This is a genomic window from Methylobacillus sp. (assembly GCF_036844465.1).
Lineage (GTDB): Bacteria > Pseudomonadota > Gammaproteobacteria > Burkholderiales > Methylophilaceae > Methylobacillus.
On record NZ_DAIUFW010000001.1, the window covers coordinates 197,152 to 223,358 of the forward strand.

21 protein-coding genes, 3 tRNA genes and 1 other RNA gene are annotated in these 26,207 nt (G+C 53.5%); 4 read left to right on the forward strand and 21 right to left on the reverse strand.

Going from position 1 to position 26,207, the window contains the following annotated elements:
* Nucleotides 1–31: 31 nt before the first annotated feature.
* The 5 genes from V7Z75_RS00970 to V7Z75_RS00990 form a co-directional block, all read right to left on the reverse strand.
* A complete protein-coding gene (locus V7Z75_RS00970) occupies nucleotides 32–1,048 on the reverse strand; it encodes a nucleotidyl transferase AbiEii/AbiGii toxin family protein (protein ID WP_334106482.1) in 1,017 nt (338 codons plus the stop codon).
* Nucleotides 1,041–1,661, reverse strand: coding sequence for a DUF6088 family protein (locus V7Z75_RS00975; protein ID WP_143504896.1), 621 nt, complete (start codon nucleotides 1,659–1,661; stop codon nucleotides 1,041–1,043). Before V7Z75_RS00975 ends, V7Z75_RS00970 begins: the two co-directional genes overlap by 8 nt.
* 349 nt (nucleotides 1,662–2,010) lie before the next feature.
* Nucleotides 2,011–2,373, reverse strand: a transfer-messenger RNA (tmRNA) gene (ssrA, locus tag V7Z75_RS00980).
* A gap of 177 nt (nucleotides 2,374–2,550) precedes the next feature.
* Nucleotides 2,551–4,767, reverse strand: coding sequence for an EAL domain-containing protein (locus V7Z75_RS00985; protein ID WP_334106484.1), 2,217 nt, complete (start codon nucleotides 4,765–4,767; stop codon nucleotides 2,551–2,553).
* A 14-nt stretch (nucleotides 4,768–4,781) separates the two neighbouring features.
* Nucleotides 4,782–6,974: an HDOD domain-containing protein gene (locus tag V7Z75_RS00990; protein ID WP_334106486.1), complete on the reverse strand. Its 2,193-nt coding sequence runs from the start codon at nucleotides 6,972–6,974 to the stop codon at nucleotides 4,782–4,784.
* A gap of 466 nt (nucleotides 6,975–7,440) precedes the next feature.
* Here V7Z75_RS00990 and V7Z75_RS00995 point away from each other — a divergent pair, with 466 nt between their 5' ends.
* Nucleotides 7,441–7,806, forward strand: coding sequence for a thioredoxin family protein (locus V7Z75_RS00995; RefSeq protein ID WP_334106487.1), 366 nt, complete (start codon nucleotides 7,441–7,443; stop codon nucleotides 7,804–7,806).
* Between the two features lie 65 nt (nucleotides 7,807–7,871).
* Here V7Z75_RS00995 and V7Z75_RS01000 read toward each other — a convergent pair whose 3' ends face one another.
* Nucleotides 7,872–8,411, reverse strand: coding sequence for a peroxiredoxin (locus V7Z75_RS01000; protein ID WP_334106488.1), 540 nt, complete (start codon nucleotides 8,409–8,411; stop codon nucleotides 7,872–7,874).
* A gap of 194 nt (nucleotides 8,412–8,605) precedes the next feature.
* On the opposite strand from V7Z75_RS01000, the gene V7Z75_RS01005 reads away from it, so the two are divergent.
* A tRNA-Val gene (locus V7Z75_RS01005) sits at nucleotides 8,606–8,681 on the forward strand.
* 52 nt (nucleotides 8,682–8,733) lie between these two features.
* Nucleotides 8,734–8,810 (forward strand) — tRNA-Asp (locus V7Z75_RS01010).
* A 28-nt stretch (nucleotides 8,811–8,838) separates the two neighbouring features.
* On the opposite strand, the gene V7Z75_RS01015 is transcribed toward V7Z75_RS01010, so the two are convergent.
* From V7Z75_RS01015 to V7Z75_RS01025, 3 genes are read right to left on the reverse strand one after another with little or no spacing between them, the layout of a single operon-like run.
* Nucleotides 8,839–9,057, reverse strand: a complete 219-nt coding sequence (locus V7Z75_RS01015; RefSeq protein ID WP_334106892.1) for a hypothetical protein — start codon at nucleotides 9,055–9,057, stop codon at nucleotides 8,839–8,841.
* A complete protein-coding gene (infA, locus tag V7Z75_RS01020) occupies nucleotides 9,011–9,271 on the reverse strand; it encodes a translation initiation factor IF-1 (protein WP_334106489.1) in 261 nt (86 codons plus the stop codon). The genes V7Z75_RS01015 and infA overlap by 47 nt, the downstream gene beginning before the upstream one ends.
* A gap of 27 nt (nucleotides 9,272–9,298) precedes the next feature.
* On the reverse strand, nucleotides 9,299–9,535 hold the full coding sequence (locus V7Z75_RS01025; RefSeq protein ID WP_334106491.1) for a hypothetical protein: 237 nt from the start codon (nucleotides 9,533–9,535) through the stop codon (nucleotides 9,299–9,301).
* Between the two features lie 628 nt (nucleotides 9,536–10,163).
* On the opposite strand from V7Z75_RS01025, the gene V7Z75_RS01030 reads away from it, so the two are divergent.
* A complete protein-coding gene (locus V7Z75_RS01030; protein ID WP_334106493.1) occupies nucleotides 10,164–10,445 on the forward strand; it encodes a hypothetical protein in 282 nt (93 codons plus the stop codon).
* 142 nt (nucleotides 10,446–10,587) lie between these two features.
* Here the strand turns inward: V7Z75_RS01030 and V7Z75_RS01035 are convergent.
* The 12 genes from V7Z75_RS01035 to ylqF all read right to left on the reverse strand — a co-directional run bounded on the left by V7Z75_RS01035 (nucleotide 10,588) and on the right by ylqF (nucleotide 26,046).
* Nucleotides 10,588–10,662 (reverse strand) — tRNA-Arg (locus V7Z75_RS01035).
* Between the two features lie 109 nt (nucleotides 10,663–10,771).
* The gene (gene ahpF, locus V7Z75_RS01040) at nucleotides 10,772–12,325 is read right to left on the reverse strand and encodes an alkyl hydroperoxide reductase subunit F (protein ID WP_334106495.1); all 1,554 of its coding nucleotides are present in this window, start codon (nucleotides 12,323–12,325) and stop codon (nucleotides 10,772–10,774) included.
* 111 nt (nucleotides 12,326–12,436) lie between these two features.
* Nucleotides 12,437–13,006 (reverse strand): alkyl hydroperoxide reductase subunit C, encoded by a 570-nt coding sequence (gene ahpC, locus V7Z75_RS01045; RefSeq protein WP_334106497.1) that lies wholly within the window; start codon nucleotides 13,004–13,006, stop codon nucleotides 12,437–12,439.
* 104 nt (nucleotides 13,007–13,110) lie between these two features.
* Complete coding sequence (locus V7Z75_RS01050) at nucleotides 13,111–14,292, reverse strand: GGDEF domain-containing protein (protein WP_334106499.1); 1,182 nt, start codon at nucleotides 14,290–14,292, stop codon at nucleotides 13,111–13,113.
* Nucleotides 14,293–14,367: 75 nt separating this feature from the next.
* Complete coding sequence (locus tag V7Z75_RS01055) at nucleotides 14,368–16,269, reverse strand: ATP-binding cassette domain-containing protein (RefSeq protein WP_442919857.1); 1,902 nt, start codon at nucleotides 16,267–16,269, stop codon at nucleotides 14,368–14,370.
* A gap of 80 nt (nucleotides 16,270–16,349) precedes the next feature.
* Nucleotides 16,350–18,452 carry an AsmA family protein gene (locus V7Z75_RS01065; RefSeq protein ID WP_334106501.1) on the reverse strand — a complete coding sequence of 701 codons (2,103 nt, stop codon included), beginning with the start codon at nucleotides 18,450–18,452 and terminating at the stop codon, nucleotides 16,350–16,352.
* Between the two features lie 50 nt (nucleotides 18,453–18,502).
* Nucleotides 18,503–19,657 (reverse strand): MFS transporter, encoded by a 1,155-nt coding sequence (locus V7Z75_RS01070; protein WP_334106502.1) that lies wholly within the window; start codon nucleotides 19,655–19,657, stop codon nucleotides 18,503–18,505.
* 213 nt (nucleotides 19,658–19,870) lie between these two features.
* Nucleotides 19,871–20,365 carry a PEP-CTERM sorting domain-containing protein gene (locus V7Z75_RS01075; RefSeq protein ID WP_334106503.1) on the reverse strand — a complete coding sequence of 165 codons (495 nt, stop codon included), beginning with the start codon at nucleotides 20,363–20,365 and terminating at the stop codon, nucleotides 19,871–19,873.
* An 84-nt stretch (nucleotides 20,366–20,449) separates the two neighbouring features.
* Nucleotides 20,450–22,450 (reverse strand): UvrD-helicase domain-containing protein, encoded by a 2,001-nt coding sequence (locus tag V7Z75_RS01080; RefSeq protein ID WP_334106505.1) that lies wholly within the window; start codon nucleotides 22,448–22,450, stop codon nucleotides 20,450–20,452.
* Nucleotides 22,451–22,619: 169 nt separating this feature from the next.
* The gene (locus V7Z75_RS01085) at nucleotides 22,620–23,339 is read right to left on the reverse strand and encodes a PEP-CTERM sorting domain-containing protein (RefSeq protein ID WP_334106507.1); all 720 of its coding nucleotides are present in this window, start codon (nucleotides 23,337–23,339) and stop codon (nucleotides 22,620–22,622) included.
* Nucleotides 23,340–23,634: 295 nt separating this feature from the next.
* Nucleotides 23,635–24,696 (reverse strand): PEP-CTERM sorting domain-containing protein, encoded by a 1,062-nt coding sequence (locus V7Z75_RS01090; RefSeq protein ID WP_334106509.1) that lies wholly within the window; start codon nucleotides 24,694–24,696, stop codon nucleotides 23,635–23,637.
* Nucleotides 24,697–25,125: 429 nt separating this feature from the next.
* On the reverse strand, nucleotides 25,126–26,046 hold the full coding sequence (gene ylqF, locus V7Z75_RS01095) for a ribosome biogenesis GTPase YlqF (RefSeq protein ID WP_334106511.1): 921 nt from the start codon (nucleotides 26,044–26,046) through the stop codon (nucleotides 25,126–25,128).
* Nucleotides 26,047–26,207: the final 161 nt, after the last annotated feature.

Here is a 26,207-nt window from a genome sequence, read left to right on the forward strand (position 1 = left end):
TTGCAGCAGAGCCTTAATAGCGATGCCAGCTTCAACCATTGCCGTTCCCATTGATTGCTGCTTCTAGCGCACGCAGACGATCGACGATGGCATCGAAGGCGGGGGGCTCGCCGATGAACATGCCAGCACCGATCATGCGCTGGAAGTCATCGCGCAGCGCGGCCAGTGCGGCATCTTCCGGAATGAGTCTGAGCTGCCCGGCCAAGCATGCGTCGTAGTTGGCGTAGCTCGCGTTGTAGAAGGCCTTCTTGTGCTTGACGACATCGGCGAGCAGAGCGCGATCGGCCACAGCGGCTTGCCCATGGGCAAGATCGGCCAGCATGGCCAGGTCGTACCAGTGGCGTGACAGGCGTTCGGCGCCTGTGCGGAACTCGTCGCGCTGACACTCGACGTGCATCAGCGTCGCTTTCTCCCAGAAGGTACGTGCCGGAGACAGCACACTGACCGTCGATCGAGGGAAATCGAGTTCAGCGACATGTTCCGCGATATCGGGCCGTACCTCATGCTCTTCGTTCGGTTCGGTGATGTTACGGCCACCGAACTCGATCAGGACGCTGTTGCCCACATAGTCTCCCGGTACCTCCAGCACGCTCGGGTAGTGCATCCGCATCTGCTCGCCGTCATCGCTGACTTCAAGCTGGAACGTTTGGGCATCGAACTCCTCCGCCAGCATCCTCTGGAAGTGCGGCGCCACGACACCGTGGGCATGGTCGCGCACGAAAGACTTGAGATCCTCGCTGAATTTCTTCAGCCGATTGCGTGAGACGCCTTCGGCAAACGGGTCGAAGGCGCCGTCCAAGCCACGGTAGTCGAGCGTGATGTCCACGTCCTCAGAGAAGCGGGCAATGGCGCCGAACACCTTGGAGAGTGAGGTACCGCCCTTGAAGGCCATCGGCAGTCGGTTGGGCATGGTGAAGAGGGCCTGCAGCACCCAGCAGACCCAGACATCCTTTTCCAGTACGACGGGCGTGCGCGCAAGCTGCGGGGCCAGTGCCCGATAGATTTGGGACTGCTCTTGAGCTTTTAGGTGCAGGAAGGACTCAGGCATGAACGGCCGTCCGCTCGTTGCGGAAGATAGCGTCGCTCATCCACGCGGGCATTGAGCTGGTGGCTGACTTCAGCACCTCGAATTCGCTCGATCCCAGCTTGCGCCGAATCTTCTCGACGAGAGCCGGCGTCACTTCCTTCTTGCCGAGATACCACATCGCCGCAAGCGCGAGCCCGGCGGGTCGTCCTGCCAGGGCCAACTTGCGTTGGCAGACGTGCTGCAGTCGGATCTCCATCTTGCCCACGCGGATGCGCTTCGACGGGCCGGATGTCACGAATACAGACTGGGTCGGGACCTGCGTGGTCAGTTCGAGCCGACGCGCCGCTTCGGCACCGTGAACCTGGACGACGGCACCAGTGGTCTTTGCAACGGTCTCGGCCACCTTAAGAGGCTCGGGCATCACCTTGCCAACGAAACGGCTTACCTCGGGACGCACAAAGACGCCGCGCGTCACGCGCTCGATCGACCCTGCCTTGACGAGGCGGGAGAGGGTCTGATCGACGGACGCACGCGTGCCGCACTCCAGGAATGCTGTCGGGGTGAAAGGCTCCCCGATCGGCATCGCCTCGATGCGCTGGCGAATCAGCTCGGCGGTCTTGGTCGTCGTGTTCATGTACGAAAATATATGCGAGTTTCTGACAAACTGCAAGTGCGATTGACTCCCATGGAGATGCTCGTGTTCCCTCCGGCAGCCAATACTGCAATCCAACTGCTTGATTCGTCCGCGCGTAACTCTTTGATCTGTATGGCGCTGACTTGTGGCCTTTGCGGACTTCGGGGCAGTTTCGGGGAGCGAGGTCGGAGCGAGGAATGGCCAAGAGAGAGTGGAATGTGGCCCGGAACGGGCTGAGAGGCTGACCGGCGTAGTCCGCAGGCTTCCGCAGGAACCCCCAAGAGCACGCGGGAACCGGCGCGAACGGGCAAAAAAAATCCCAACCGATAAGGGTTGGGATTTTAGGTATTGGTGGAGCCGGGGGGAATCGAACCCCCGTCCGCAAGCCCTCCACAGACAGTTCTACATACTTAGCTGTGTTGTTTGATTTAACCTGAAGCTCACCAACGAGCAAGCAAACAGCAGGCGAGTTACCTTGGATTTAATGTTGTACTAAGTAACCCAGCACAACACGATCCTCTCTAAATGACGCTGCTGCGGGATACCCCGCCCGGCCGAGAGGCCTTCCGGTGCAGCGTCCAGCCGGGATTAAGCGGCCAGAGCGTAAGTTTCGTCGTTTGCGACTATACTTGTTCTAGTTTATTTACGAGGTGACTAGGCCTCGGTATGCCCTGCGCTGCTTTGCAACCCACGTCGAAACCTGGTCGGCCCCTGATGGTTTGAAGCTATTGTTATGACTCAACTTGAAAAATAAAGTTCTCAAGATGGCCGGGAGGCGGATTATAACCTTTCTTCGGGTTTACGCCCATGATTGTTATGTTGCTGATTGAGAGATGGGGCTAATAGAGTGTTTATCAAGAGAGGAAAGAGATTTTTTACCCCCTTACTTTCAATGCTGGGTTGCGAGCCGGGCGTTGATGCCGATATTCTGTTGAAACAGGTTGGCTGGATGGTTGAGCAAATAAGTGATGTCTGCGGCGGGCAAGGCCTTGCTGAACAGGAAGCCCTGCATTCTGCTACATCCGATTTTATTGTGCAGGGTTTCCATTTGCTCGATGGTTTCTACGCCTTCTGCGATCAGGTCCAGCTTGAAGCCCTTGGCTATGCCCGAAATGGCGGTGATGATGGGCACGTTATCGTTGTACGGGGTAATATCGCCAACAAAAGATTTGTCAATCTTGATGTTGTGGATGGGGAATTGCCGGAGGTAAGAGAGGGATGAGTAGCACGTGCCAAAGTCATCCAGGGCGATTTTGATTCCTTGGCTGCCCAGGGATTTCAGTTTGGTAATGATATTTTCAATATCTCTGACCAGTAGATTTTCAGTGATCTCGATTTCAAAGAATTCGGGTTGTAGGGATTGAGCTTTGATGTGGTTGAGCGTGTTGGCAACGAAGTGCTCCTCTTCCACAAGAGAGGGCGATACGTTGATGGCCAGCCTGAAATTCAATAAACCTTCTTTATGCCAAGTATGCATTTGTTTGCAGGCTTGCTCCATCAGCATGTCGCTCAAGGGGAAGATCAAGCCGGTTTCCTCTGCCAGCGGGATAAATTCGGTTGGAGAAATAGAGCCAAGCTCAGGGTGTTGCCAGCGTGCAAGAGCTTCCAGTCCAATGATCTGCCGGGTTTGCACGTCAACCTGGGGTTGATAGTGCAGAATGATCTGTTTTTTCTCGATAGCGCGTCTGAGTTCGTTTTCCATCGATAATTTTTTGTGGAACATGGCGTTCATGCTGGCATCGTAATATTGGTAGCCATTCTTACCACGCCATTTCACCTGATACATGGCAATGTCGGCATGTTTGATCAGGGTTTCGATGGAATCACCATGGTCTGGATATAGGGCAATACCAATACTGGACGAGATGAAAATTTCCCGCTCATCGAGCAGGAAAGGGCGCTTGAGTTCGTCCATGATCTTGCCGGCAACCAGGCTGGCATCCTCAGGCTGCTGCACGTCATGCAGCAGCAGGGTGAATTCATCGCCGCCCATGCGGGCCAATGTGTCTTGCGCGCGCAGGCAGTTGGAAAGTCGATGTGCTACATGTTTTAGCAGTTCGTCTCCATAAAAATGCCCCAAGGTGTCGTTGACCCATTTGAAACGGTCCAGATCCAGGAACATGATCGCCAGTTGCTGCTGATTTCGCTTAGCCTGGGTTAACGCCATATTCAGCCTGTCCTTGAACAAGGCACGATTAGGTAAGCCTGTGAGTGTGTCGTGGTAGGCCTGGCGGGTGATGACTTCTTCTACTTTTTTACGGTCGCTGATATCACGCGCCACGCCATAAGTCCCGCTGAACGGCATCCCGACTTCTGGGGTGCTGTCGTAAGTGCCGGTAGCGTTGAGGACGACCGTGATGAAGTTGATTTCAAAGTGGCGGGTGTCGATTTCCTTATCTTTGCATTTCAGGCGCAGCTCGATGTTGCGTGTGGAGCGAGTGCCAGTGCGCCGTTCATTAAAAGTATAAGAAGCGCGGTCATAGTCATCGCCATAGATGATTTCAGTGTAATGCTTGCCGATGAGCGATTCGCGTTTGTAGCCCAGCAAGGTTTCTACGCGGTGATTGATGAAGGTGAAGTGGCCGTCTTCATCCAGGGTATAAATGATATCCGGCGAGCTGTTCACCAAGTAGCGGTAGAGCGTTTCCGACTCTTCAAGCCGTGCGTGGATACTGCGGTTCTGTGTTTCCAAACGCGATTTCTCAATCGCGTTTTCAATGGTGTGCAGCAACTCTTCTGGTTGGTAAGGCTTGCGGATGAAGTCGTAAGCCCCCAGGCGCATGGATTCGATGGCGGCATTCAGGTTTTTCGTGCCGCTGATGACGATCACCGGTGGCGGCATTGCATGTGTGGAGAGCGCTGTGAGGACATCAAACCCGTTCATGTTAGGCATGGAAAGGTCAAGCAGCATCAGATCGAACTTGATGTCTTTGACCAATTGCAGGGCATCCTTGCCGGATGAACATATCTCAGCATTGTAACCATGCAATTGCAATAGTTGCTGCAGACTCTGGGCCAGCCGTTCATTGTCATCCACAATCAATAGATTGGGGCTGGCGATGAGGTTGTTCACGATATGCTTGCGGGGGAAATGTTGTGCAGACATTCGGGTAGTGTACCTCAAACAGATAAAACGGCTGCTTGCGCGCCAATTTGCAGGGGTAGGTGGATATCGAAACTGGTGCCTGTAGTGGAGGTGCGGCAAGCAATGCTGCCGCACAACCCCTTGACCAGGTCGTGGCTAATGGTTAGCCCGATACCGCTGTGTTTCTCCCCTTTGGTGGATGACACTGGCGTGAACAGCTTATGCAGCACGCTGTCGGGAATGCCCGGCCCATTATCTGTGACCTGGATCATGATGCCTTGTCCGCCATCAGACAGATTTTCCGTAAAGGTGGAAATAATAAGCTTGCCGCCATGATGCATGGCTTCTGCGGCATTGCGAATCAGGTTGACAAGAATTTGCCGCAATTGATACGGGATAGTAGTGATGTGAGGCAGCCTGGGTTGCAGGTTGAGCGTAACCTCAATGTCTGATGGCTGCAGGTAGGTCTGGCGATGCAGCAAGACGAGATCCTGAATGAGCTGGTTGATGTCTGTGCTTGCCGCAATATGTTCCTGCTCCTTGGAATATAGATTGCCGATCAGGGAGCCAACCCGGTCGATCTCTTCATTCACGATGGAAATATCGCGGTTGGGCAGCCCATTCAGCAACATTTTCTGTTCCAAAATGGCGAGGTAGTTCTTGATGGTGGATAAAGGCGTGCTGGTTTCATGCACGAAACGCTTCAAACGCTCTTCGTGCATGGCGGTTTCCAGTTCGACATCAGTGGTTTGCGTCTCGGGCACCAGGCGGGAAGCCACGATCCTCGCCAGCGCTGCATGCACATTCAGCTGCTGCTTGGCAATGAGGAATTCAGCTTGATTCAGGGCAAACACCATTACGCCAACAATATCGTTTTTCGTCAGCATCGGAAAACACAGGATGCCATCCACCTCGCACATGCGCATGATCTGCTGATCCGGCAATGATGGCTTGAATCCCTCGAAAGACTGGAAGCTATGGCAATAGGCTTTCTTGATCCAGGATGCGGTGATGATGCTGGTAGCAGGTTTGATGGGTAGCACAAAACTTTTAACCCATTCCTGGCCTTCGGCAATCGGGAGGCCGACAATATGCTGCCTGGCTTCATCCGCCATGAATAACATCACCTGTTGCGTATTGCATAACATGCGGGAGAGTTTGGGTAGCAACTGGAAAAACCCATCCTGCTGATCTTCCTGATGACAGGTGGATTCCAGATGGTTGATCAATGCAGTATTCATTACCCCTTGAATCAGCTTGCTTTTGCTGGCAGGGGTAGCTATATGAGCCGGGCTGAAATTCTTGCTGAGTGCTTGTACTAATGCTTCGATATCTGGAGCATGCTGATCCCAATCATGCTTACTAGTATGAGCACTGCCAATATGGATGCCGAGCGAGTCGGAAAGGATATGTACCTGCGACATCGCCACGCTCATGATTTCATTGATGACAGTGCTTTCGAGTCCCAGCCATTTATTGGCGAGAATCATGGCGGATTGGCGTTCTGACTTGCGCTCCGTCAATAGCAGGTTGGACAGGTAAACGATCTTGACCAACGCGGACGTATGTTCTACTTGTGCAGCAGGCAGATGGTGGTAGGCCACCGCGTCTTCGAGAAAAGACTTGATCTTCCAGTTGCGGATGATCCAGGCGCCAAGTTCGCAATGGTCGATGCCAAAGTGGGCCACTTCGCTTTCTACATAGCCGGGCAAGGAGTCATCGATGGCGAAAAAGGCTGGATATTTATTTTTGAACCCCGTGAGCAGACCAAGACGGCCAATGTTGTGCAGCAGGCCGGTGACGTAGGCTTCGTCGGGATAAACAGTACCGGTGCGTGTGGCAATCGACTTGGCAATGACGGCGCAACGCAGGGAGTGGTACCAGTAATGCTCAATATCCTGGTTGCTTTGTTCATAGTAGTCATGAAACATGCGCTGGCAGACAAGGCTGAGCGAGAGCATCTTGACCATGTCCCAGCCAAGAATCAGGATGCCAGTACGTATCGATAACACGGGTTGGTGATCACGGCGATAGGCGGCAGAATTGGCTACTTCCAGCACGCGTGCGCTGATGACCACATCCATTTCAATCAGGGCGGCAAGTTGTTCCAGATCGGAATTCTCGTTCTGCAGCGTTTCCAGCAGTTTGGTCAGAATTTGTGGAACGGAGGGTAGGGTGCTGATCGTGGCATGATTAAGAACAATTTGCGCCCCCATGGTATTGCACATATCTAAACATTCCCCATATCTGTTTTTATAGTAAAACCAGTGAAGTTATAGTTGCGCGAGTTGTCCTTGTTGTATTTATCCCGCTTGGCTGTGACATGGACCTGCCTATCCTGCTACCCTAATCCCGAGGTTGTTCAGCCTGAAACCAGATAGATATTCATCAATATGAATCTATTTTGCTGGAATCTTAATGGAACACTTTAACATTGCATTGTTAAAGTGTTAATACTTTTTTATCTTTCTTTCCTAGGCCATTATCTTGAATAACGGCCTGTAGCGGCTGTGATTTAGGTAAAGGTCACAAATTATCCTTCAGTATCTTCTTGTATTGGTGCTTGGGAATCTATCTCCCGGTAGAAATACCCGGATCAAGGCAGGAAGTTTTGACATTGTCCAAGGGGAGTACAGTCCTTACACTGATCTGTTTTTTTTAATTTGATGATTTAGATAGAAACGAGGAGTGAGCATGGCTGTGCAGCATTTGAGCATGAGCAATTTCAAGCAGACGATAGAAGATCATCCGTTTGTAATTGTGGATTTCTGGGCGCCGTGGTGTGAGCCATGCGTTTCTTTCACCAATACCTTTGAAACTGCTTCCAATGCGCATCCAGAGGTGGTATTTGCTATGGTTAACGTGGATGAGAGTCCCGACATCAGCAATTATTTTAACGTCAAGCAAATTCCCGCTGTCATGGCAGTGCGCGATCAAATTGTAGTGGATGCGCAGGTGGGGGAAATGAATGCCAGTGAACTGGAGGAGGCCATCAAAGGATGGGCTGCATTTGACGCGTCGGAAATCAACCACCATTTCGATGAAAAGGCGTCCGCTTGACTTAAAAGAAATGCTGAGGGAAGTAAATCACAAATAAAAAGCCAGGAAATCCCTGGCTTTTTATTTCAGGGTGATGCTTGTAGCTGTTTAAGGTCGTCAATGATCTCTTGTGAATGACGCGAAGTATCCACTTTCAGATAAGTCTTGGCGATATTGCTCTTAGGGTTGATCAGGAAAGTATAACGCTTGGCAATCTTGAGAACGCCAAGATTGGTTAGAGCGCCATATTTCTCGGCCACTTTGCCATCAATGTCAGAGAGTAGCGGGAAGGGCAGTTTATATTTTTCCGCAAACTTAGCATGCGAGTTGGCATTATCGACGCTGATGCCAACCACTTTGGCCCCCAGTTTTTCGAGTTGGAATAAATCATCACGAAAGCTGCAAGCCTGTTTGGTGCAGCCTGGCGTGTCGTCCTTGGGGTAAAAGTACAACACCAGCCATTGACCGGCATAATCTGCCAGTTGATGTTGTTCTTGTTTTGCATCAGATAACGTGAAATCCGGGGCCGGAGAACCAGGCGTGGGGACTGGGGCGGCGTGTGCGGCACGGAATGCAAGAAGCGAAACCAGCAATGCTGTGATCAATAATAAAAAATTTTTTAACATGCATCCTCCGGAAAATTACATGGAAAAAGACGGCTGGTGATGGCAAGTGATTGAAATTAAATGTGATCAGTATAACTTGTTACGCTTGGAATTCAGCCTGCCGTACTGCATGCGGCAAATAAAATAAAAAAAACTGCGGGGACCTATTCCCAAAATGAAAAAATGCTGTAGAATGCGCGCTCTCAGTAAGGCGCGGGTGATTAGCTCAGTTGGTAGAGCGTCGCCCTTACAAGGCGAATGTCGGCGGTTCGACCCCGTCAGCACCCACCATAACAACCATCAATCAGACGTTAGTTTTATTAAGAAAATAACGTGAAGTCATGGAGCGGTAGTTCAGTTGGTTAGAATACCGGCCTGTCACGCCGGGGGTCGCGGGTTCGAGCCCCGTCCGCTCCGCCAGAAAAAGCGAACCTTCGGGTTCGCTTTTTTATTGCCTATATTCTTCAATATCGGTATTGCTTAAATCACTAGAGGAAATATCAGCAATTTTCCGCAGATATTGCGATGCAATAATGAGCAGCAGCCAAATTTGTATTGTGAATACTTTTTGTCGGCTGGCAACTGGCACATTGGAAAAATACCAGCAGTCGGCATTGGCATTAACGAGCAGGTCGTTTTGCAGGGTTGAACGGACGGCTATTTTCAAGGTGTCTGAAAATAATCCTGCCCTTGGCTAAATCGTAGGGAGATAATTCCACGGTCACTTTATCGCCAGCCAGAATACGAATGTAGTGTTTACGCATCTTGCCGCCTGTATATGCGATCAGCGTATGTCCATTATCCAATAGTACGCGAAAGCGGGCATCAGGTAGAATTTCTTCAACTTTTCCTTGCATTTCAATGAGTTCTTCTTTTGCCATTGCTTCTCCTTTGCAAAAATAAATAGATCAGGCAAAAGCCTGAGGGTTCTCTAACCAAATCAATCCTTGGTCAGCAGCATGAATCAACGCTTTTTCGCGAGACTTGAATTCGCGGGAAAAACTGAAAATACGGCAATGAGTGCCAATACCTTGCCCACTGCGGATGGAGAGTGATGCAAGATGTCGTCCATTCCCGGTAGATTGTGAAATAGGGGTAATTAAATATTTCCCGACTGTGTAAGGTCGGGTATTGGAATGTTTCATGTAAATTACTCAAGTAGCACCAGGCTACAGAAAAAACGACTTTGACGAACGCTTTCAAGAAAGCACAGGTTCGTGAAGAAAGTCTGGAGGCTAAATTGCCATTAGGGGAGAGGATTAACCACTGAAAAAAGCTCATCAGCAGAGCTGTGGATTGAGTGGAGAGCGTTGATGCAACACACCTCGGATATACTAGTAGAAAAGGCTCTGGCTACAGTACTAATCAGTATAGTCTTTTTTACTTGCAGTGTCGAGGAAATCTATGATTTCGCTTTAAAAACCAAGGTGATGTCAATACTGGCAGAGGTTGTGTGGAGACCTGCGCCCTGAAACCCTGGTGATTATCAGCGGTGCATATATATTGAGTGGCCCGCCAACTTGAATCAAGAGACAGATATTTCCATATCACAATGCAATATGCCGCAACCTGGTTAGGCATTTTCAATACATTGCACTTGGCCTGAGTGAGTGAAGACGTGCCCCTGCAGGCTGGAGAGAACGGTAAAGTTAACAATATCCTACACATATTCCAGATTGAGCTGACATAGAGTTCAAGCTAATTCCTACATTTCTCCGTAAAACAATATCCTAGTATGAAACTTCGACAGGCAACTAAATAAAGGAGAATAAGATGAAAGGATTTTATAAGCTATTGATGTCAGGAGTGTTACTGGTTTTGATGCCTTCTGCTCAGGCAGAGCCAGCAGTGGAAGCCCCTCCTGTTCACCAGCAAAAACAGGATGTCCCTGACTCTACGAAAAATGGAAATTATCTGGAACCACAAGATCAAAATACGTCAGGTCCTGAAAGTTCGCGCGATGGTGCTACTTCTGGAAATGCGAAAGAAAAAAGCAAGCGGTTTGAGAAAGACCCTGAGCACGGGGGCACTGACGTTAAGCAAAAGAGGAAATAAAAGTTGATCTGGTTGATACAGAAAAAACGGGAAACAACTCTATGTTCTCGCAGTGGGGATGGGCTTATGAGTCCATTCCTTTTTATAATCTTTTCGCCACCATGTCAGAAGTAGGTATAAAACTAAAGTTGCAACATGGAAATGGCGTCCTCGTCAGGACTCGAACCTGAAACTGACCCTTAGGAGGGGCCGGTGATATCCGTTTCACCACGAGGACATCCAAGCCCGGCATTTTACCTTTTTAGTCGGCAGAGCGGTACTGTTTTGCTTGGTTTTTGACCGTTGCTTTTTGGCTTTTGGCCTTGTTTCACAGTACCGCTGCCGGGTTAGTGGCGAATCAGGTGTTCGAACGCGCCGAGAGCTGCCTTGGAACCTTCACCCATCGCGATGATGATTTGCTTGAACGGCACAGTGGTGACGTCACCTGCGGCAAATACACCAGGGATGGAGGTTTGGCCTTTGACGTCCACCTCAATTTCACCATACTTACTCAGTGTCACAGTATTCTTGATCCAGTCAGTGTTAGGTACAAGGCCGATCTGGATGAACACGGCTGCTACGTCGATACGGTGCGATTCACCGGTCTGGCGATTGATATAGGTGAGGCCGTTGACCTTTTCGCCATCGCCGTTGATTTCGGTGGTTTGAGCACCGGCGATCACTGTCACATTGGGCAGGCTGAACAGCTTTTTCTGCAACACGGCATCCGCACGCAGTTCACCATTGAACTCGATCAGAGTGACATCCTTGACGATGCCTGCAAGGTCGATCGCGGCTTCGACACCAGAGTTGCCGCCACCAATAACGGCGACGCTTCTACCCTTGAACAAGGGGCCATCACAGTGCGGGCAGTAGGCCACACCACGGCCACGGTACTCCTTTTCACCAGGGACATTGATTTCCCTCCAGCGCGCGCCGGTGGCGATGATGACGGATTTTGCCTTCAATACCGCGCCGCTTTCCAGTTGCACTTCAGTCAGGCCGTTGCTGCTGGCTGGCACCAGGCTGGCAGCGCGTTGCAGGTTCATGATGTCCACGTCGTAGCTCTTGACGTGCTCTTCCAGCGCGGCAACCAGTTTGGGGCCGTCGGTTTCCTTGACCGAGATGAAGTTCTCGATAGCCATGGTGTCCATGACCTGGCCGCCGAAACGCTCGGCTACAATGCCGGTGCGAATGCCTTTGCGCGCGGAGTAAATGGCCGCAGAAGCCCCGGCAGGGCCGCCGCCGACGATCAATACATCGAACGGTTCCTTGGCAGAAAGTTTTTCCGCTTCCTTCTTGACCGCGCCAGTGTCGATCTTGTTGAGGATTTCCTGCACGCCCATACGGCCATGGCCGAATTCCTGCCCGTTGAGGAAGATGGTGGGCACGGCCATGATCTTGCGCTCGTCCACTTCCTTCTTGAACAAGGCGCCGTCGATCATGACGTGGCGGATATTCGGGTTGATCGCCGCCATGAGGTTGATCGCTTGCACGACTTCAGGGCAGTTATGGCAGCTCAGTGAAATGTAAGTCTCGAAATTGAATTCGCCTTCGATGTTGCGAATCTGCTCGATGACTTCTGGCGCCTCCTTGGAGGGATGCCCGCCCACTTGCAGCAATGCCAGCACCAATGAGGTGAATTCGTGGCCCATGGGCAATCCGGCAAAACGGATGCTGGTGTTCTTGCCTGGGCTATTCAGGCTGAATGATGGCTTGCGTTGCGTATCATCGTTGCTTTGCTGGACGGTGACAAGGGAAGACAGGCTCTTGATGTCGTCCAGCAGCTCAAGCAGCTCACGCGATTTGTCGCTGCCATCCACGGAAGCTACGATTTCGATAGGCTGAGTGATTTTTTCCAGATAGGCCTTTAATTGTGTCTTGATATTTGCGTCCAACATAGCATGCTCTCAATTCTGTAGATATTGCTCCAAAAAAATACCCGGGCTGAAAGGCAGGGAGGTAAACATAGCCCGGGCTTAAGACAACTGCGTGTTAACTAGTGATGTGGCTTAGATCTTGCCAACGAGGTCCAGGGAAGGAGCCAATGTGGCTTCGCCTTCCTTCCACTTGGCTGGACATACTTCGCCTGGGTGGCTGGCTACATATTGGGCAGCCTTGATCTTGCGGACCAGGTCGGAAGCATCGCGGCCAATGCCTTCAGCAGTGACTTCGATAGCCTGAATCACGCCGTTTGGATCGATGATGAAAGTACCGCGGTCAGCCAGACCTTGGCCTTCACGCATTACGCCGAAGTTGCGGGTAATGGTGCCGGTTGGGTCGCCGATCATCGGGAACTTGATCTTGCGGATGGTATCGGAGGCATCGTGCCAAGCCTTGTGGGTGAAGTGGGTATCTGTAGAAACAGAGTAGACTTCAACACCAAGCTTTTGCAATTCGTCGTAGTTGTCTGCAATATCGCCGAGTTCGGTTGGGCAGACAAATGTGAAATCAGCAGGGTAGAACACAACAGCAGACCATTTGCCCTTCAGGTCTGCATCGCTCACAGTAACAAACTCACCGTTGTGGAATGCACTTGCCTGGAATGGCTGGATTTCGGTATTGATAAGGGATGTTGTCATTGCAATCTCCTGGAGTGGTTGAAATAGTGAGATTGCAGTGTAAGCGATTTAATGAATTAAATAAATTTGATTATTTAAATTAAATTGATATATAAAATTTATCGTTAATGTTCATCGTCAATATTATATTGCAACATGCAATCACGTCCAGCGGCCTTGGCAGCATATAGCGCGGTATCGGCACGATGCATCATGGTTTCCCAACTGGCCGCCAGATCAGTCTCCGGGTTCCAGATATATAGGCCCAGGCTGCAGGTCACATTGCGGTTGTCGCAGACGGCGTGGCGCAGGTTGCGGAAGGCGTTCAACAGGCGTTCACCAAGAGCAATGGCCTCTTCTCTGGAAGTTTGCGGGCAGATGATACAGATTTCCTCGCCGCCGTAACGGCCGATGATATCAGTACTGCGGCAGGTATTGCGCAGCGTCTGTGCTACATCGCGCAGCACCTGGTCGCCGGCATCATGGCCATAGGTGTCGTTGACTGTCTTGAAGTGGTCGAGATCCAGCATGAATACGCTGAGAGGGCGCTGATAGCGGTATGCCATGTCAATCTCGCGCCGTCCGCACGTGATCAGTGCGCGGCGGTTATGCAGTTTGGTCAGTTCATCGTGCGTGGCCAGATGCTCTTTCTCCAGAATGATGGATTCGAAATACATTAGCAGCAGGCCTAACGAGCCTAGCAGGTTGCACCACATGGGAATCAGATAAAGTCCGAATACATTGATCGGATCATGATTCTCCGGGGTGAAATCAATGTTGCCATTGATCGTCAGGATGCCGTACAGGAGGAAATTTGCGGCAGCCAATGTATAGGCAATAATCACCAGGCTGTTGGCGAACGATAGCTTGAGCTTTCTCGCGCCGATCACCTCAATGACATTCATGAAAGTCAACAGTGCTAACGCGAAGGAAAACAGTAGCGTGCGCGCAGCCAGAGTCGGGTGCATCATGGTAACCAGGCTGTAGGCGACGAAAAAGCCCAGCATCAGGTACCAGCCGACATAGGCAGGCCTTTTGCCGAAAAATGCCTGGGTTCCCCACCATTTTGCCGTCATGGCGGCAATCATGAGTGTGGAAGTGATGATCAGCGGCAATTGTCCGAATTGAGAAATGTTGAAGGCGGTTAAAGTGGAGCCAAAGACGCTAAGCAGACCGGCAATTGCCCAATAGCGTGTGGAGCGCGCGGTCGGCGTCAGGAAATACAGGCCGCCCATGATAATGGCGATACACAGCTGGCTAATGGCGTAGGCGATATTGGCTGTATACGAACTCCACAAACTGTCCAAATAATGACTCCTTCAGGTGTTCATGGATGTGGTGGCTTATTGTACGGGATTTGCATGAACGTGCCCGGCCTGACGTTAATGCCGGCTCTCCAGCTCTTCCCAGCGCAGCATGGCCGCATCGATTTCTGGATCGATCTCGCTGAGCCTTTGTTGCAGGGATCGGGCCTGCTCTGCGTTTTCCCGGTAGATATCGGGGTTGGCCAGCGCCTGGTTAATAGAAGCCTGTTCCGCTTCCAGAGCTTCGATTTTGGCAGGCAGGCTTTCCAGCTCGCGGGCTTCCTTGAAGCTGAGCTTGGCGGTTACTTTCTTGGCAGGCGCCTCCTGCTTGGGTTTGTCCGCGCTCTTACTGACGGCTTTCTCCGCCGCCTGCGCCTGTGCTTGGGTATAGCGATGCCAGTCATCGTAGCCGCCGCCAAACTCGCTCAACACTGCATCGCCTTCAAAAGCAATGATCTGGGTAACGGTGTTTTCCAGGAAGGCGCGGTCATGGCTGACCAGAAACAGGGTGCCGTCAAACTCCTGTAGCAGGCTTTCCAGCAGTTCCAGCGTCTCGATGTCAAGATCGTTGGTCGGCTCATCCAGTACCAGCACGTTGGCAGGGCGGGCAAACAGGCGCGCCAGCAGCAGCCGGTTGCGCTCGCCGCCGGAAAGCGATTTCACCGGTGAGCGAGAGCGCTGCGGCGGAAAGAGGAAATCTTCCAGGTAGCTGATGACATGCTTGCGTTCGTTGCCTATCTGCACGAATTCGGAGCCGGGGCTGATGGTGTCAGCCAGCGAAGCTTCTTCATCCAGTTGTTCGCGCATCTGGTCGAAATAGGCCACGTTGAGGTTGGTGCCGCGCTGGATGTTGCCGCTGTCAGGCTCCAGCTCGCCCAGAATCAGCTTGAGCAGGGTGGATTTTCCTGCGCCATTTGGCCCGATCAGGCCAATGCGGTCGCCGCGCATGATGCGGGTGCTGAAGTCCTGGATCAGCAACTTGCCGTCATAACCCAGGGAAATTTTTTCCAGTTCCGCCACCAGCTTGCCGGAGCGCTCGCCACTGTCCAGTGTGAGCCTGACATTGCCTTGTCGTTCACGACGGGCAGCACGTTCGAGGCGCAAGGCTTCCAGTCGGCGCACGCGGCCCTCGTTGCGAGTGCGGCGCGCCTTGATGCCCTGGCGTATCCAGGCTTCTTCCTGCGCGAGAAATTTATCAAACTTGGCGGCATGAGTGGCTTCCACTGCCATCAACTCTTCTTTCTTGGACAGATACTGGCTGTAATTGCCATGAAAATCAGTCAGGTAGCCGCGATCCAGTTCGACGATACGGGTGGCGAGGCGATCGAGGAAACGGCGATCGTGGGTGATGAAGAGCAGGCTGCCCTTGAAATCCAGTAACAGGTTCTCCAGCCATTCGATGGCGGCAAAATCCAGGTGGTTGGTCGGCTCGTCAAGCAGCAGTACTTCAGGCTCGGCTACCAGCGCGCGAGCCAGCGCCACGCGCTTGCGCCAACCGCCGGACAAGGTGGCGACATTGGCTTCCGGGTCCAGTTTCAACCGGCTCAGCACGGCTTCGACTCTGGCTTGCGATTGCCATCCGCCCTGGGCTTCCAGGTCGTGCTGCAGGGTTTGCATGCGTGCGATGAGGCTGTCGATATCGGCTCCAGGTTCAGCCATTTGCTGCGATACCTGGTGATATTCCACCAATGACTGGCGCAGATTGCCCAAGCCTTCCGCTACGGCTTCAAAAGTACTGTGTGCTGGGTTGAGCGCGGGTTCTTGTGGCACATAGACCACGCGCGCCTTGGGCGCGCGCCAGAGTGTGCCATCGTCGAGTTTGCTTTCTCCGGCAATGACCTTGAGCAGGCTGGATTTTCCTGCACCATTGCGGCCAATCAGCCCGACTCGCTCTCCCGCATCAAGCTGGAAATTGGCGTGGTCGAGCAGAGGGTGGTGTCCATAAGCCAGGCTGGCTTGATCTAGTGTGATATAAGGCATGGTGCCTATTGTATCAGCAGCGCGACGCAAGGCTGTATGGTCCATTTGGGCCTGCCTGCATTGCCGAATATTACTTGCTTTCAGTGGCCGGGAATGGCAGGAGCGGTCTCCGCGGGCGGCGTGACCTTTTCAGCTTTCTGTGACTCGCCGGTCAGTGCTGGAGGGGCATGGCCCTTCAATGCCTGGCTGCACTGGTAGGAGTTGCTGCTGGAGCCAGCATCCAGGTAGGGCAGGATGGCCGCCAGGGGATTGACGAAGGCCAGCGCAACGCTGCCCAGCAGACGGGCGGCGATCGGGGCGGCTTCCGGGCGCACCTTGGGCTCGATGAAGCTGCCTTGTATCTTGATGGGGGAGCGCACGGTCAGCGGAGAGAAGTTCTTGGGTTTTGCCGCCAGCAGCAAGTCGAGCTTTTCCTGTCCCAGGTCGATATTGCCATGCATCAGCACCAGGGTTACAGGAGTATCGACCAATGCCACTTCAGGTTTGATGATGCCATTGCTGGCCTTGAGGTCCATTACGGCGCATTGCAGGCGCTGGGAGTGGTCGCCGCCCAGCCAGGCGCTGATGCTTTGCGCAATGTCCAACCCTAATAACTCCATTACCAGGCGTGATATTTCCCCATGTTCGATGAACAGCGTGGCCTTGCCGTTGAGCGAGCCCAACAGTTCGGCCGTGGTGTTGCCCTTGCCGACAAGGTCAGTGCGACCGTTTAGCGTGCCGGTGATATAGGGCGGGGCCTCCTTGCCTTGTTTCTTGGCGGCTTCCTGGCGATCCTTGGAAACTTGCAGCCATTTGCCCAACTGGATGTTTTTCCAGTCCAGCTTGATTTTCCATTGGGGCGGATATTGCTTCTGGTTGTCGGCGTGGGTTTGGTGCGCGTCGATGGAAATGGCTCCGGACAGGTTCCCATCCGCTGTATTGGCCGTGATGTCTTCGAGCGCGAGCTTGCCCTGGTGCAGGTTGAGCTTGGCCTTGAAGGGAGCAACAGGCAACGCAAAGGCATTGCCCAGATTCATGTAATCCAGCTTGATGGCGATATCGGCATCCATGAGGTTGAGCGCAGGCAAATCCAACGGACGGTTGGGAATTGTGCGGCCATCTGCAGGTTTTGCCGTGCTGCCGTCTGCTTCCAGCGTGCCGAAAGCAGGCGCGAGGTCGGCAAGGAAAAAGCGGCTGCCCTCAATCTGGCCGCTCAATAACGGCACGTTGCCAGAGGAGTGTCTGGGGTCATATTTCAGTTCGGCGCTCAGATCGCTCCTGCCTATCCTGGCCGAATCCACATTAACTTCCCAGATATCGCCATGCTTGTTGAGGGTGCTGCTGAGGCGGAAGGAAGGCGTAGTGGGGAATACACTGCTGGTCAGTTCGCCTAACACTGCCAGTGACGGGCCGGTCACGACGACATCGCCGGCAATATCCGGCTGTCCAAACAGGTCGGAAACTTCCCCATTGAAATCCACGCGTAGTTTTGCGTATTCCAGCCAGCCTTTGGATTTGACAGGTGCTGCTTCCTTATCCTGTGATGCAATGGGGAGGAAGCCCGGGGTTTCCAGGAAGGCTTTCAGCGGTTGTCCCTGGAATTGCCCATCCACGCTGACCTCGGAGCGCACGCCCTCCAGCTGGGAGCCTTCCTCGGTCTTGAAACGCGCAGTCAGTTTGCTGCGGGTGACGGCGTCATCAATGCGGCTACTGCCATTTTTCACAATCAGGGTTTCGATGACGGGGATCGGAGTATCAGGCGCGTTTTCATCCTTGGGGAATTGCCAGGTGGCGCTGCCATCGGCATGACGGATCAACTGGGCATCAATATCATCCACCTTGATTTCGCGAATGCGCAAAGTGCCTTGCTGCTTGAATTGCCACAGATCACGATAGCGCAGCTTGAGGCTAATGTTGTTGGCATCGAGCAGGTGAGGCGTTTTGAAAGCCGCAGGCGCGGCGATGTAAAGATGGCCGAGGTCAAGCTGTATCCCCGCCCATAAATGCAGTTGGAAAGGGGCGTCCAGCTTTACTTCGCGCTGTAGTTGCCTGGCTAGCAGGTTTTCCGCTGGTTCGCGCAGAAAGGGCCAGCCCTTGATTTCGCAGACAATAAAGACTGCCACCAAGACGAGAGCAAGCCAGAACAACACCTTGAAAAAACGGTAAGAGCCGCGGATCAGTAATCTGGATAACGGTTGCGCCATGTTTTACCCTTGCGTTTTGCCAGCCGGGCGGGATGCTCACGTGCTGGATATTATTGCTTATTGTTCCTGCTGTAATGATGCATGCTGTATACGGTCAGCAAGGCTCCGCAGACGGCGACGATAGCGCTGGCGACCGCTACTGCGGGAAGCCCCAGGCCAAAGTGAATCACTGCGCCGCCGAGGAATGCGCCGCCAGCATTGCCGAGGTTGAAGGCACTCTGGTTCACCGTAGACGCCATTAGCGGCGAATCGCCTGCCTGCGCCATGGCATTGGTTTGCAGGCCGGGGCCGACCGCGAAACTCACCATTCCCCAGACAAAAGCTGTCAGGATGGCAGCTATCGTGAAATGCATGCTCCAGGCAAACACGAGGCCCAGCAACGCCATCCCTGTTAATGAGAGAACAATTGTTGGCAATAGTTTCCAGTCCGCCATTTTTCCGCCGATATTGAGTCCGATCGTGGCGGCGATGCCCATGGCAATCAGCATAATGCCTACATGGTGCGGCAACAGCCCCGACATATCTTCGAGAATCGGCGTTATATAGGTAAAGATAGTGAATACCCCGGCGAAGCCGATCGCGGTGATCGCCATCGCCAATAACACGTTGGGTTGGAGGACGGCGTGCATTTCCTTGCGAATATCCGGCTTGGGCATGGCGCTCAGGTCGGGCACGAAGCGCCAGACGGCATACATGGCGACGGCGCCGCAAGCCGCCACGGTCCAGAACGGGATACGCCAACTGGTTTCCTGTCCCAGCAGCGTACCCAGCGGCACGCCGAGCACGTTGGCCATGGTGAGCCCGGTGAACATCAATGCCAGCGCGCGGTTGCCCTGGCCGGGCGGCGCCAGGTAGAGCGCCACGACCGCGGCAATGCCAAAAAACGAGCCGTGGCTCAAGGCCGTGAACACCCGCGCAACCGATAGCGTCAGGTAATTGGGCGCTATCGCGCACAAGATGTTGCCCAATGTGAATATCGCCATGAGGGCGAGCAGGGTAGCCTTGCGTGGGCGGTTAATCGTCAGGGCCACCATGAGCGGTCCGCCGACCACCACCCCCAGCGCGTAGACAGTGACCAGGTTGCCAGCAGCGGGAATGGAAACATCCAGTCCGTGCGCGATGTTGGGCAACAGCCCCATGGGGAGAAATTCGGTCATGCCGATGCAGAATGCGCCGGCGGCCAGCGCAATCATCCAACTGCCCATTGTTATTCAACTCGCTTTAACTAGATTGATATTTTGAAAAACAGAGACTTGGGAAGGAAACTTTGTGCTTCCGAATGAGCGGAGCGCACGAAAGGAAAGTGCCTGTCAAAGGCGATACTTTATCATGCTTGGCCGATGTAAAAAAACAGGACAAATGCAAGCCTCATCCGTCGGGCGGGCAGATGAGGCGTGAATGCGAGACCGAAGCTGTTTTTAGTTTGCAGGCTTCTTGCGCGAAGCGGCAAAACCGAGAATGCCCATGCCTGCCAGCAATAGGGCATAGCTGCTGGGTTCCGGCACGGCGGCGGTGATCATGGTCGAGAAATAAGCGACCTGGGTGTTGTTTGATGAATGCCAAATCCAGGTGGCATTGGAATCAATCCCTAAATGCTGGCCCCACGGAGCAGCACCATTGGTACGATCTCCTACAGGCGTTTCAGCAGGAACCTCCCAAAAACCGCGACTTGCGCTTACCGTCCAGTCAGTCGTGTTGGTAACTAGTGTCTGGGTGCCATTGGCAAAACTGAAGCCAGCATCGCTAAGGGAGAAGCTGCCCAGGAAGCCAGCGTCGACAAAATAGCCATGAGATTGGAAATCCAAGTTGGTAGCCACGACATGCAGATAATAATTCTGACCGGGAGTGAGCGCATAATTGATGAAACCGTAGGCCATGCCCCAATGGTTACCGGAAAAAATGGTTGTTCCCAAGATATCATTGCTATCGCTTGCAATAGTCTGTTCAGCCTAACGAGATTAAACACGCTCCATATGGGAGTATGAGAAGAGCCTGGCTCAACTGCTGCTCTGCCCGCCCAACATGGCGCGAATCTGTGCCATGCGCTGCCGGGCGTTTTCCTTGTTGGCCGCCGGATCCGTTTGCGGCTGGCCGGAGTGGCGCACATCGTCTTCCGGCAGTTCGGCGATGAAGCGGCTGGGTTCGCAGGATTCATGCTCCCCAGCACGCTTGCGCTTGCGGCACCAGGAGATGTTGAGCGACTTTTGCGCGCGCGTGATGCCCACATACATGAGCCGCCGCTCCTCCTCGATCTTGCCTTCATCCACGCTTTCACGGTGCGGCAGGATGCCTTCCTCGCAACCAATGAGGAATACGTGGCCGTATTCCAGCCCTTTTGAGGCGTGCAGGGTGGAGAGCTTGACTGCATCCGGCTCTTCATTTTCCCGGCCTTCCAGCATACTCATGAGCGAGATCATCTGCGTTAGCGCCAGCAGGTTTTTCTCGTCCTCGTCGCCTTTGCGCGTGAGCCAGGCGACGAACTCCATCACGCTCTTCCACTTGTTCTCGGCGCTGCGCGGCTCTTCCGTGTCATAGAGGAAGGCTTCGTAGTTGATCGCATTGAGCAGGTCGTTCAGCACTTCGCCTGCCGGGTCTTTTTCCGCGCGTTCCTGCATTCGGCTGATGAACTGACAAAAGGTGAGCAGGTCCTCCAGCTGCCGGTTGCCCACCTCGCGCTGGAAATCGCCCTCGAACGCGGCTTCGAACAATGACATCTTGTGTCGGCTGGCATATTCACCCAGGCGCTCCAGCGTGGTGTTGCCGATACCTTTCTTCGGCGTCGTGGCGGCGCGGATGAAGGCCGGGTCGTCGTCCTCGTTGGCAATCAGCCGCAGGTAGCTGACGAGGTCCTTGATCTCAGCCTTGTCGAAGAACGATTGCCCGCCCGAGATGGTGTAAGGAATTTTCTGCTGCCTGAGCTGTTGCTCGAAGATGCGCGCCTGGTGGTTGCCGCGATAGAGGATGGCGTAATCGAGGAATTTGGTGCGGTGCTCGAACTTGTGCGCAAGCAGCTTCATGACCACAGATTCCGCCTCGTGCTCTTCATCCTTGGCGGCGCTGACCTGGATCAGGTCGCCGGTGCCCAGCTCGCTCCAGAGCTTTTTCTCGAACAACTTGGGATTGTTGGCGATCACTTGGTTGGCAGCGCGCAGGATACGCACGGTGGAGCGGTAGTTCTGCTCCAGCTTGATGACCTTGAGCCTGCTGAAATCCTCGGTGAGCTGGCGCAGGTTCTCCACATCCGCGCCACGCCAGCCATAGATAGCCTGGTCGTCGTCGCCCACCGCGGTGAAGCGGCCTTCCACGCCGGTGAGCATTTTCACCAGCTTGTACTGGCAGGCGTTGGTGTCCTGGTACTCGTCGATCAGCAGGTATTTGAGCTTGAGCTGCCAGCGGCGCAGGGCCTCGGGATGCTGCTCGAACAGTTCCACCGGTAGCTTGATGAGATCGTCGAAATCCACCGCCTGGTAGGCTTTCAAGGTCTGCTGGTAGATCTGGTATACCTTGGCGGCGGCATGGGCGATTTCTTCATCTGCAGTTGCAGCAGCCTGGTCAGGATTGACGAAGGCATTTTTCCAGCTCGAAATCTGCCATTGCGTTTTCCGCAGCAATTGCTTGTCTGTAGTTGCCAAAATGTCAGACAGAATCTTGAAGCTGTCCGATGAATCCAGGATGGAAAACTGTGGTTTATAACCCAGCAGCTCCGCTTCCTGCCGCAGCATCTGCAAGCCCAGCGAGTGGAAGGTAGCGATGGTCAGCCCCTTGGCCTGGCTGCCCTGCAGCAATTGCCCAACCCGCTCCTGCATCTCGCGCGCGGCCTTGTTGGTGAAAGTGATCGCGGCAATCTCCTTGGGCAAATAGCCGCATTGCTCAATCAGGTAGGCAATCTTCTGCGTGATGACGCGGGTCTTGCCGCTACCGGCGCCCGCCAGCACCAGCAAGGGGCCATCGAGATATTTCACAGCTTCGCGCTGTTGGGGATTCATGGAGTTCAGCATGTTGGTTTGCCTGCGGCAGGCTGGTGGGTCAAACAGAAAAGCGGCTACGGGTAGGTAGCGACATCGTGGCGGATTTTATCTTGAGTGGAGGTTTGAGGCTAGCAGAGAAGGGATATAAAAAAGCCCCGCCAGATTCTGGCAGGGCCGATGGATATGTTATTGCATTGATTCAGGAGAGAAGATGATCAGCTTTGCGGCGGCGTACCATGAAGCCAATCAAGCCTGCGCCGACTGCCAGCATGGCATAGGATTCAGGTTCTGGAACGGCAGTCACGCTGTAAAGGGTGTAATCCGATTTGTCGGCGTGGGAGGTAAAGACAATGGATTTAACCGCAGTAGCGCCAAACGGATTGTCTATGCTCCAGACGCCGCCCAGGCCTTCTTCAGCGGGGCTGAGATTGCTTACGCTGCCCAAGCCGGACCACAATGCGGCAGTGGAACCTATGGCCTGCAATTCGAATTGTGCGGTGGTATTGTTGAAGTAGGTGACTGAAATGGTGGCGATTTCCTTGTTGTCGCCATATTCGGGACCGTCGAATAACAGGCCCAAGGTCAGGTTGCTGATCACGCGGGCATCGGTGAAGTCAGCAAAAATCCATTCATTCCTGTCGATTTCGCCTACAGTGACATCACCGCTTGCCGCCGGGGAAACGCCGACTCCTTGATATCCATCTTGTCCGGCCTTGTAGCTGAAAATACCGTTATCAAGCTGGTTCTGATTGCTGCCTGTCTTGGCGGAAAATGTCACGTTGGTGCCATTGATGGCAGTGGTATGGCTGGAGCCATTGCCAAAATCCTTGCCATAGACAGTATCCGCTGCAGCAGCGTGCAGGGATGCCGCCATCAGGATGCTGCTTGCGGTAACTGCCAGTAATCTTGAAGTGCCCATGTTTATCTCCTCGTCGCAAATGACTTGAGTGCATCAATGTGGTTAACAACAAGGCCATGGTAGTCCTGGCGAGAGAAGGGACTCAATAGTCCATTATGGCTGATACGTTTGGACTAATCATCTCATGTTTTTTGTAAGATTTTATTGATAGTGTATTGATTAATATAATGAAATATTATTAATGGAAAATTCCGATGAGGGAGTATTTTTGTAGGGATTGTTAGCAAAGATGTAAATGGGATGCAAAAAAGCCCCGCCAATGACCTATGGCAGGGCTGTGTAAAACGTTTTGGCGTTATGCCCGTTTCTGCTGCCTGCGAGTCGACCAGCCAACCAGGCCGAGCCCCAGCGCGAGCATGGCATAAGTGCTTGGCTCAGGCACTGGTGTGAGGATGAAACCGAACGTATTGCCGCTGCCAGTCATTGATCCCCAGCCTACGATCTGGCCCGAGGTATTGATATCGCGCGCTTCTCTCAGCGTCCAGCCCAGCGCCGGGTCGATCAGGTCGTTGAGGTTGAAGATGTTGCCATCCTGCCAGAGGGTCGCGAAGCCGTTGGATTCACCCACGATCTGCCCAATGTTGTTGATGCCGAAGGCATAGCTGCTGCCAGCGCCGGTCAGGGTGCCAAGGTCGATGATGTTGCCGTTTTCCCAGAGCGTGGCGTGCGTGGCATTGTTGCCGGAAAGGTTGGAAGTGCCAACAATCTGGCCCAGGTCGTTGATATCGCGTGCTTGACCGTGGATGCCTCCCAGCGTGCCAAGATTGATGATGTTGCCGTTGCTCCACAAGGTGGGAATGCTGTTCCCAGCGGTTTGATAGGAATAGCCTGCGATGTCGCCGTTGTTGTTGATGGCGAACGCCTGGCTGTTCTGGCTCAGCGAGCCCAGCTCGGTCAGGGTGCCGTTTTCCCATAATGTTGCGCGGGTACGCTGGAAGCTGCCTACTTGCACGCTCTGCGAATAGCCGACAACTTGCCCCTGGTTGTTGATATCGTAGGCGATGCTGGTGCCGCCCAGCGTGCCAAGCGCAGTGGTAGTGCCTGCATCCCACAGCGCGGCGTTGAAGCTGGAAGTTGCCGAGCCACGGCCCACGATCTGTCCGGAATTGTTAATGCCATAGGCACTGCTGCTGTTGCCGTCAATCAGGGTGCCGACGCCGGTTTCCCATGAAAATGCACGGGAGAAACCACCCGCTGTTATTGAGCCGGCTACCTGACCCTGATTGTTGATGGCGTAAGGTTGAACGGCAGTTGCGGGAATGTCTATCAGCGTGACGGTATATTGAAACGCAAATGCCGGTGTGGCGGCAAAGAGCGCGGCAGCCAGCAGGCCTCGGACGAGGTTTCTGTTTTCCATATCAAAGCTCCCCAATAAAGGTTGGTATTGAGTATTGTTGAGTGACAAGCCGTGTTGTCAGCCGTGCGCAGTCAACTGGCGCCGGCAAGGAAAAAACTGCGCCTTACATTCCTGGTGGCCTGATAACGCGATTGATTATCATCTAATCATTTGAAAAATAATAGTGATTGTTGCAAGGTTTGACAATAGTCTATTAGGACTAATGGGGTGGCGGGTATCTTTTAGAATTCTCTTACGCCACCAGGCTCCAGGCCGCGTTTGGGGCGATCGGGGCGTGCTGTCATATCGAGTGCGGGGGTGAGCTCCCGTGACGTCCTGCGGCATTTCTGCATTTTTGACAAGGCCCAAGAGCGGGCTACAGATCGGGATGACGGAGAAAAGCAACCTCAACCGATGAACGGAGAGGGAGTGCCAGAAAGTTTAGGCGCGTCACCGCCTTGGGTCATCGGTAGGCTCATCCGGCTCCTGAGCATTGTCCAGTTGCGCTGCGGCTGCCTGCGCCACCATTTCCGCGCGTGAATCCGGTGTTTCCAGGCTGATGCGTCCCAGCGCGCCGGAACGGTAATCCACCAGCAGCGCCATGGCGGTTTTTTCCATATCCAGCTCGCCGCCCTTGAGCAGATAGCCACGGCGCTTGCCTACAGTTTGCAGCAGGTCAATGGCGTCCATATTGCCCACATCAGTCTTGTAGCGAGCCTGCAGTAGATCCGGGTAGCGTTGCAGCAGGATGCCTGCGAGAAATTCTGCCACTTCTTCATCAATCACTGCATTGCGACCAATGGCATGGCTGGCGGCGAGCATGTAGCCATCCGAATCGTATTGGATTTTCGGCCACATCATGCCGGGCGTATCGGTAATACTGAGTTGGGGGCTGAGCTCGAAGCGTTGCTGACTCTTGGTCACGGCGGGCTCATCTCCCACCTTGGCGATACGGCGGTTGAGCAGGGCATTCATGAGGGTAGATTTGCCGACGTTGGGGATGCCCATGATCATCATGCGCAAAGGCTTGAGATTGGTGCCACGGTGTGGTGCGAGTGCGCGGCAAAGCCCGGGAACCTTCTTCGCGTCGCCCGGCTTCTTGCACGAAAGCGCTACCGCCTTGACGCCATCTTGACGGTTAAAGTGGTTGAGCCAGGCCTGCGTCACGATAGGATCGGCAAGATCGGCCTTGTTGAGGATTTTCAAGCTGGGGCGCTGACGGTACAGGCGCAATTCCTCGATCATGGGGTTATGGCTGGCTTCTGGTACGCGCGCATCCAGGACTTCGATCACCATATCGGTGAATTCCATCGTTTCTTCCGCTTTTTTGCGGGCGGAGGTCATATGCCCCGGGAACCATTGAATTGCCATAATCTTTAAGCTGCTTTGCCTGGAATCAGTGTGGATGGAAGATTTTTTCTCCCGGCAAAATCTCCGCGAAAAAAGTGTCATTTTAACATTCTGCTTGGTATTTCTGTCTGATTTTGCACCTTTGTTGCACGAATGATGACAGTCATGGTGCTGGAAATGGT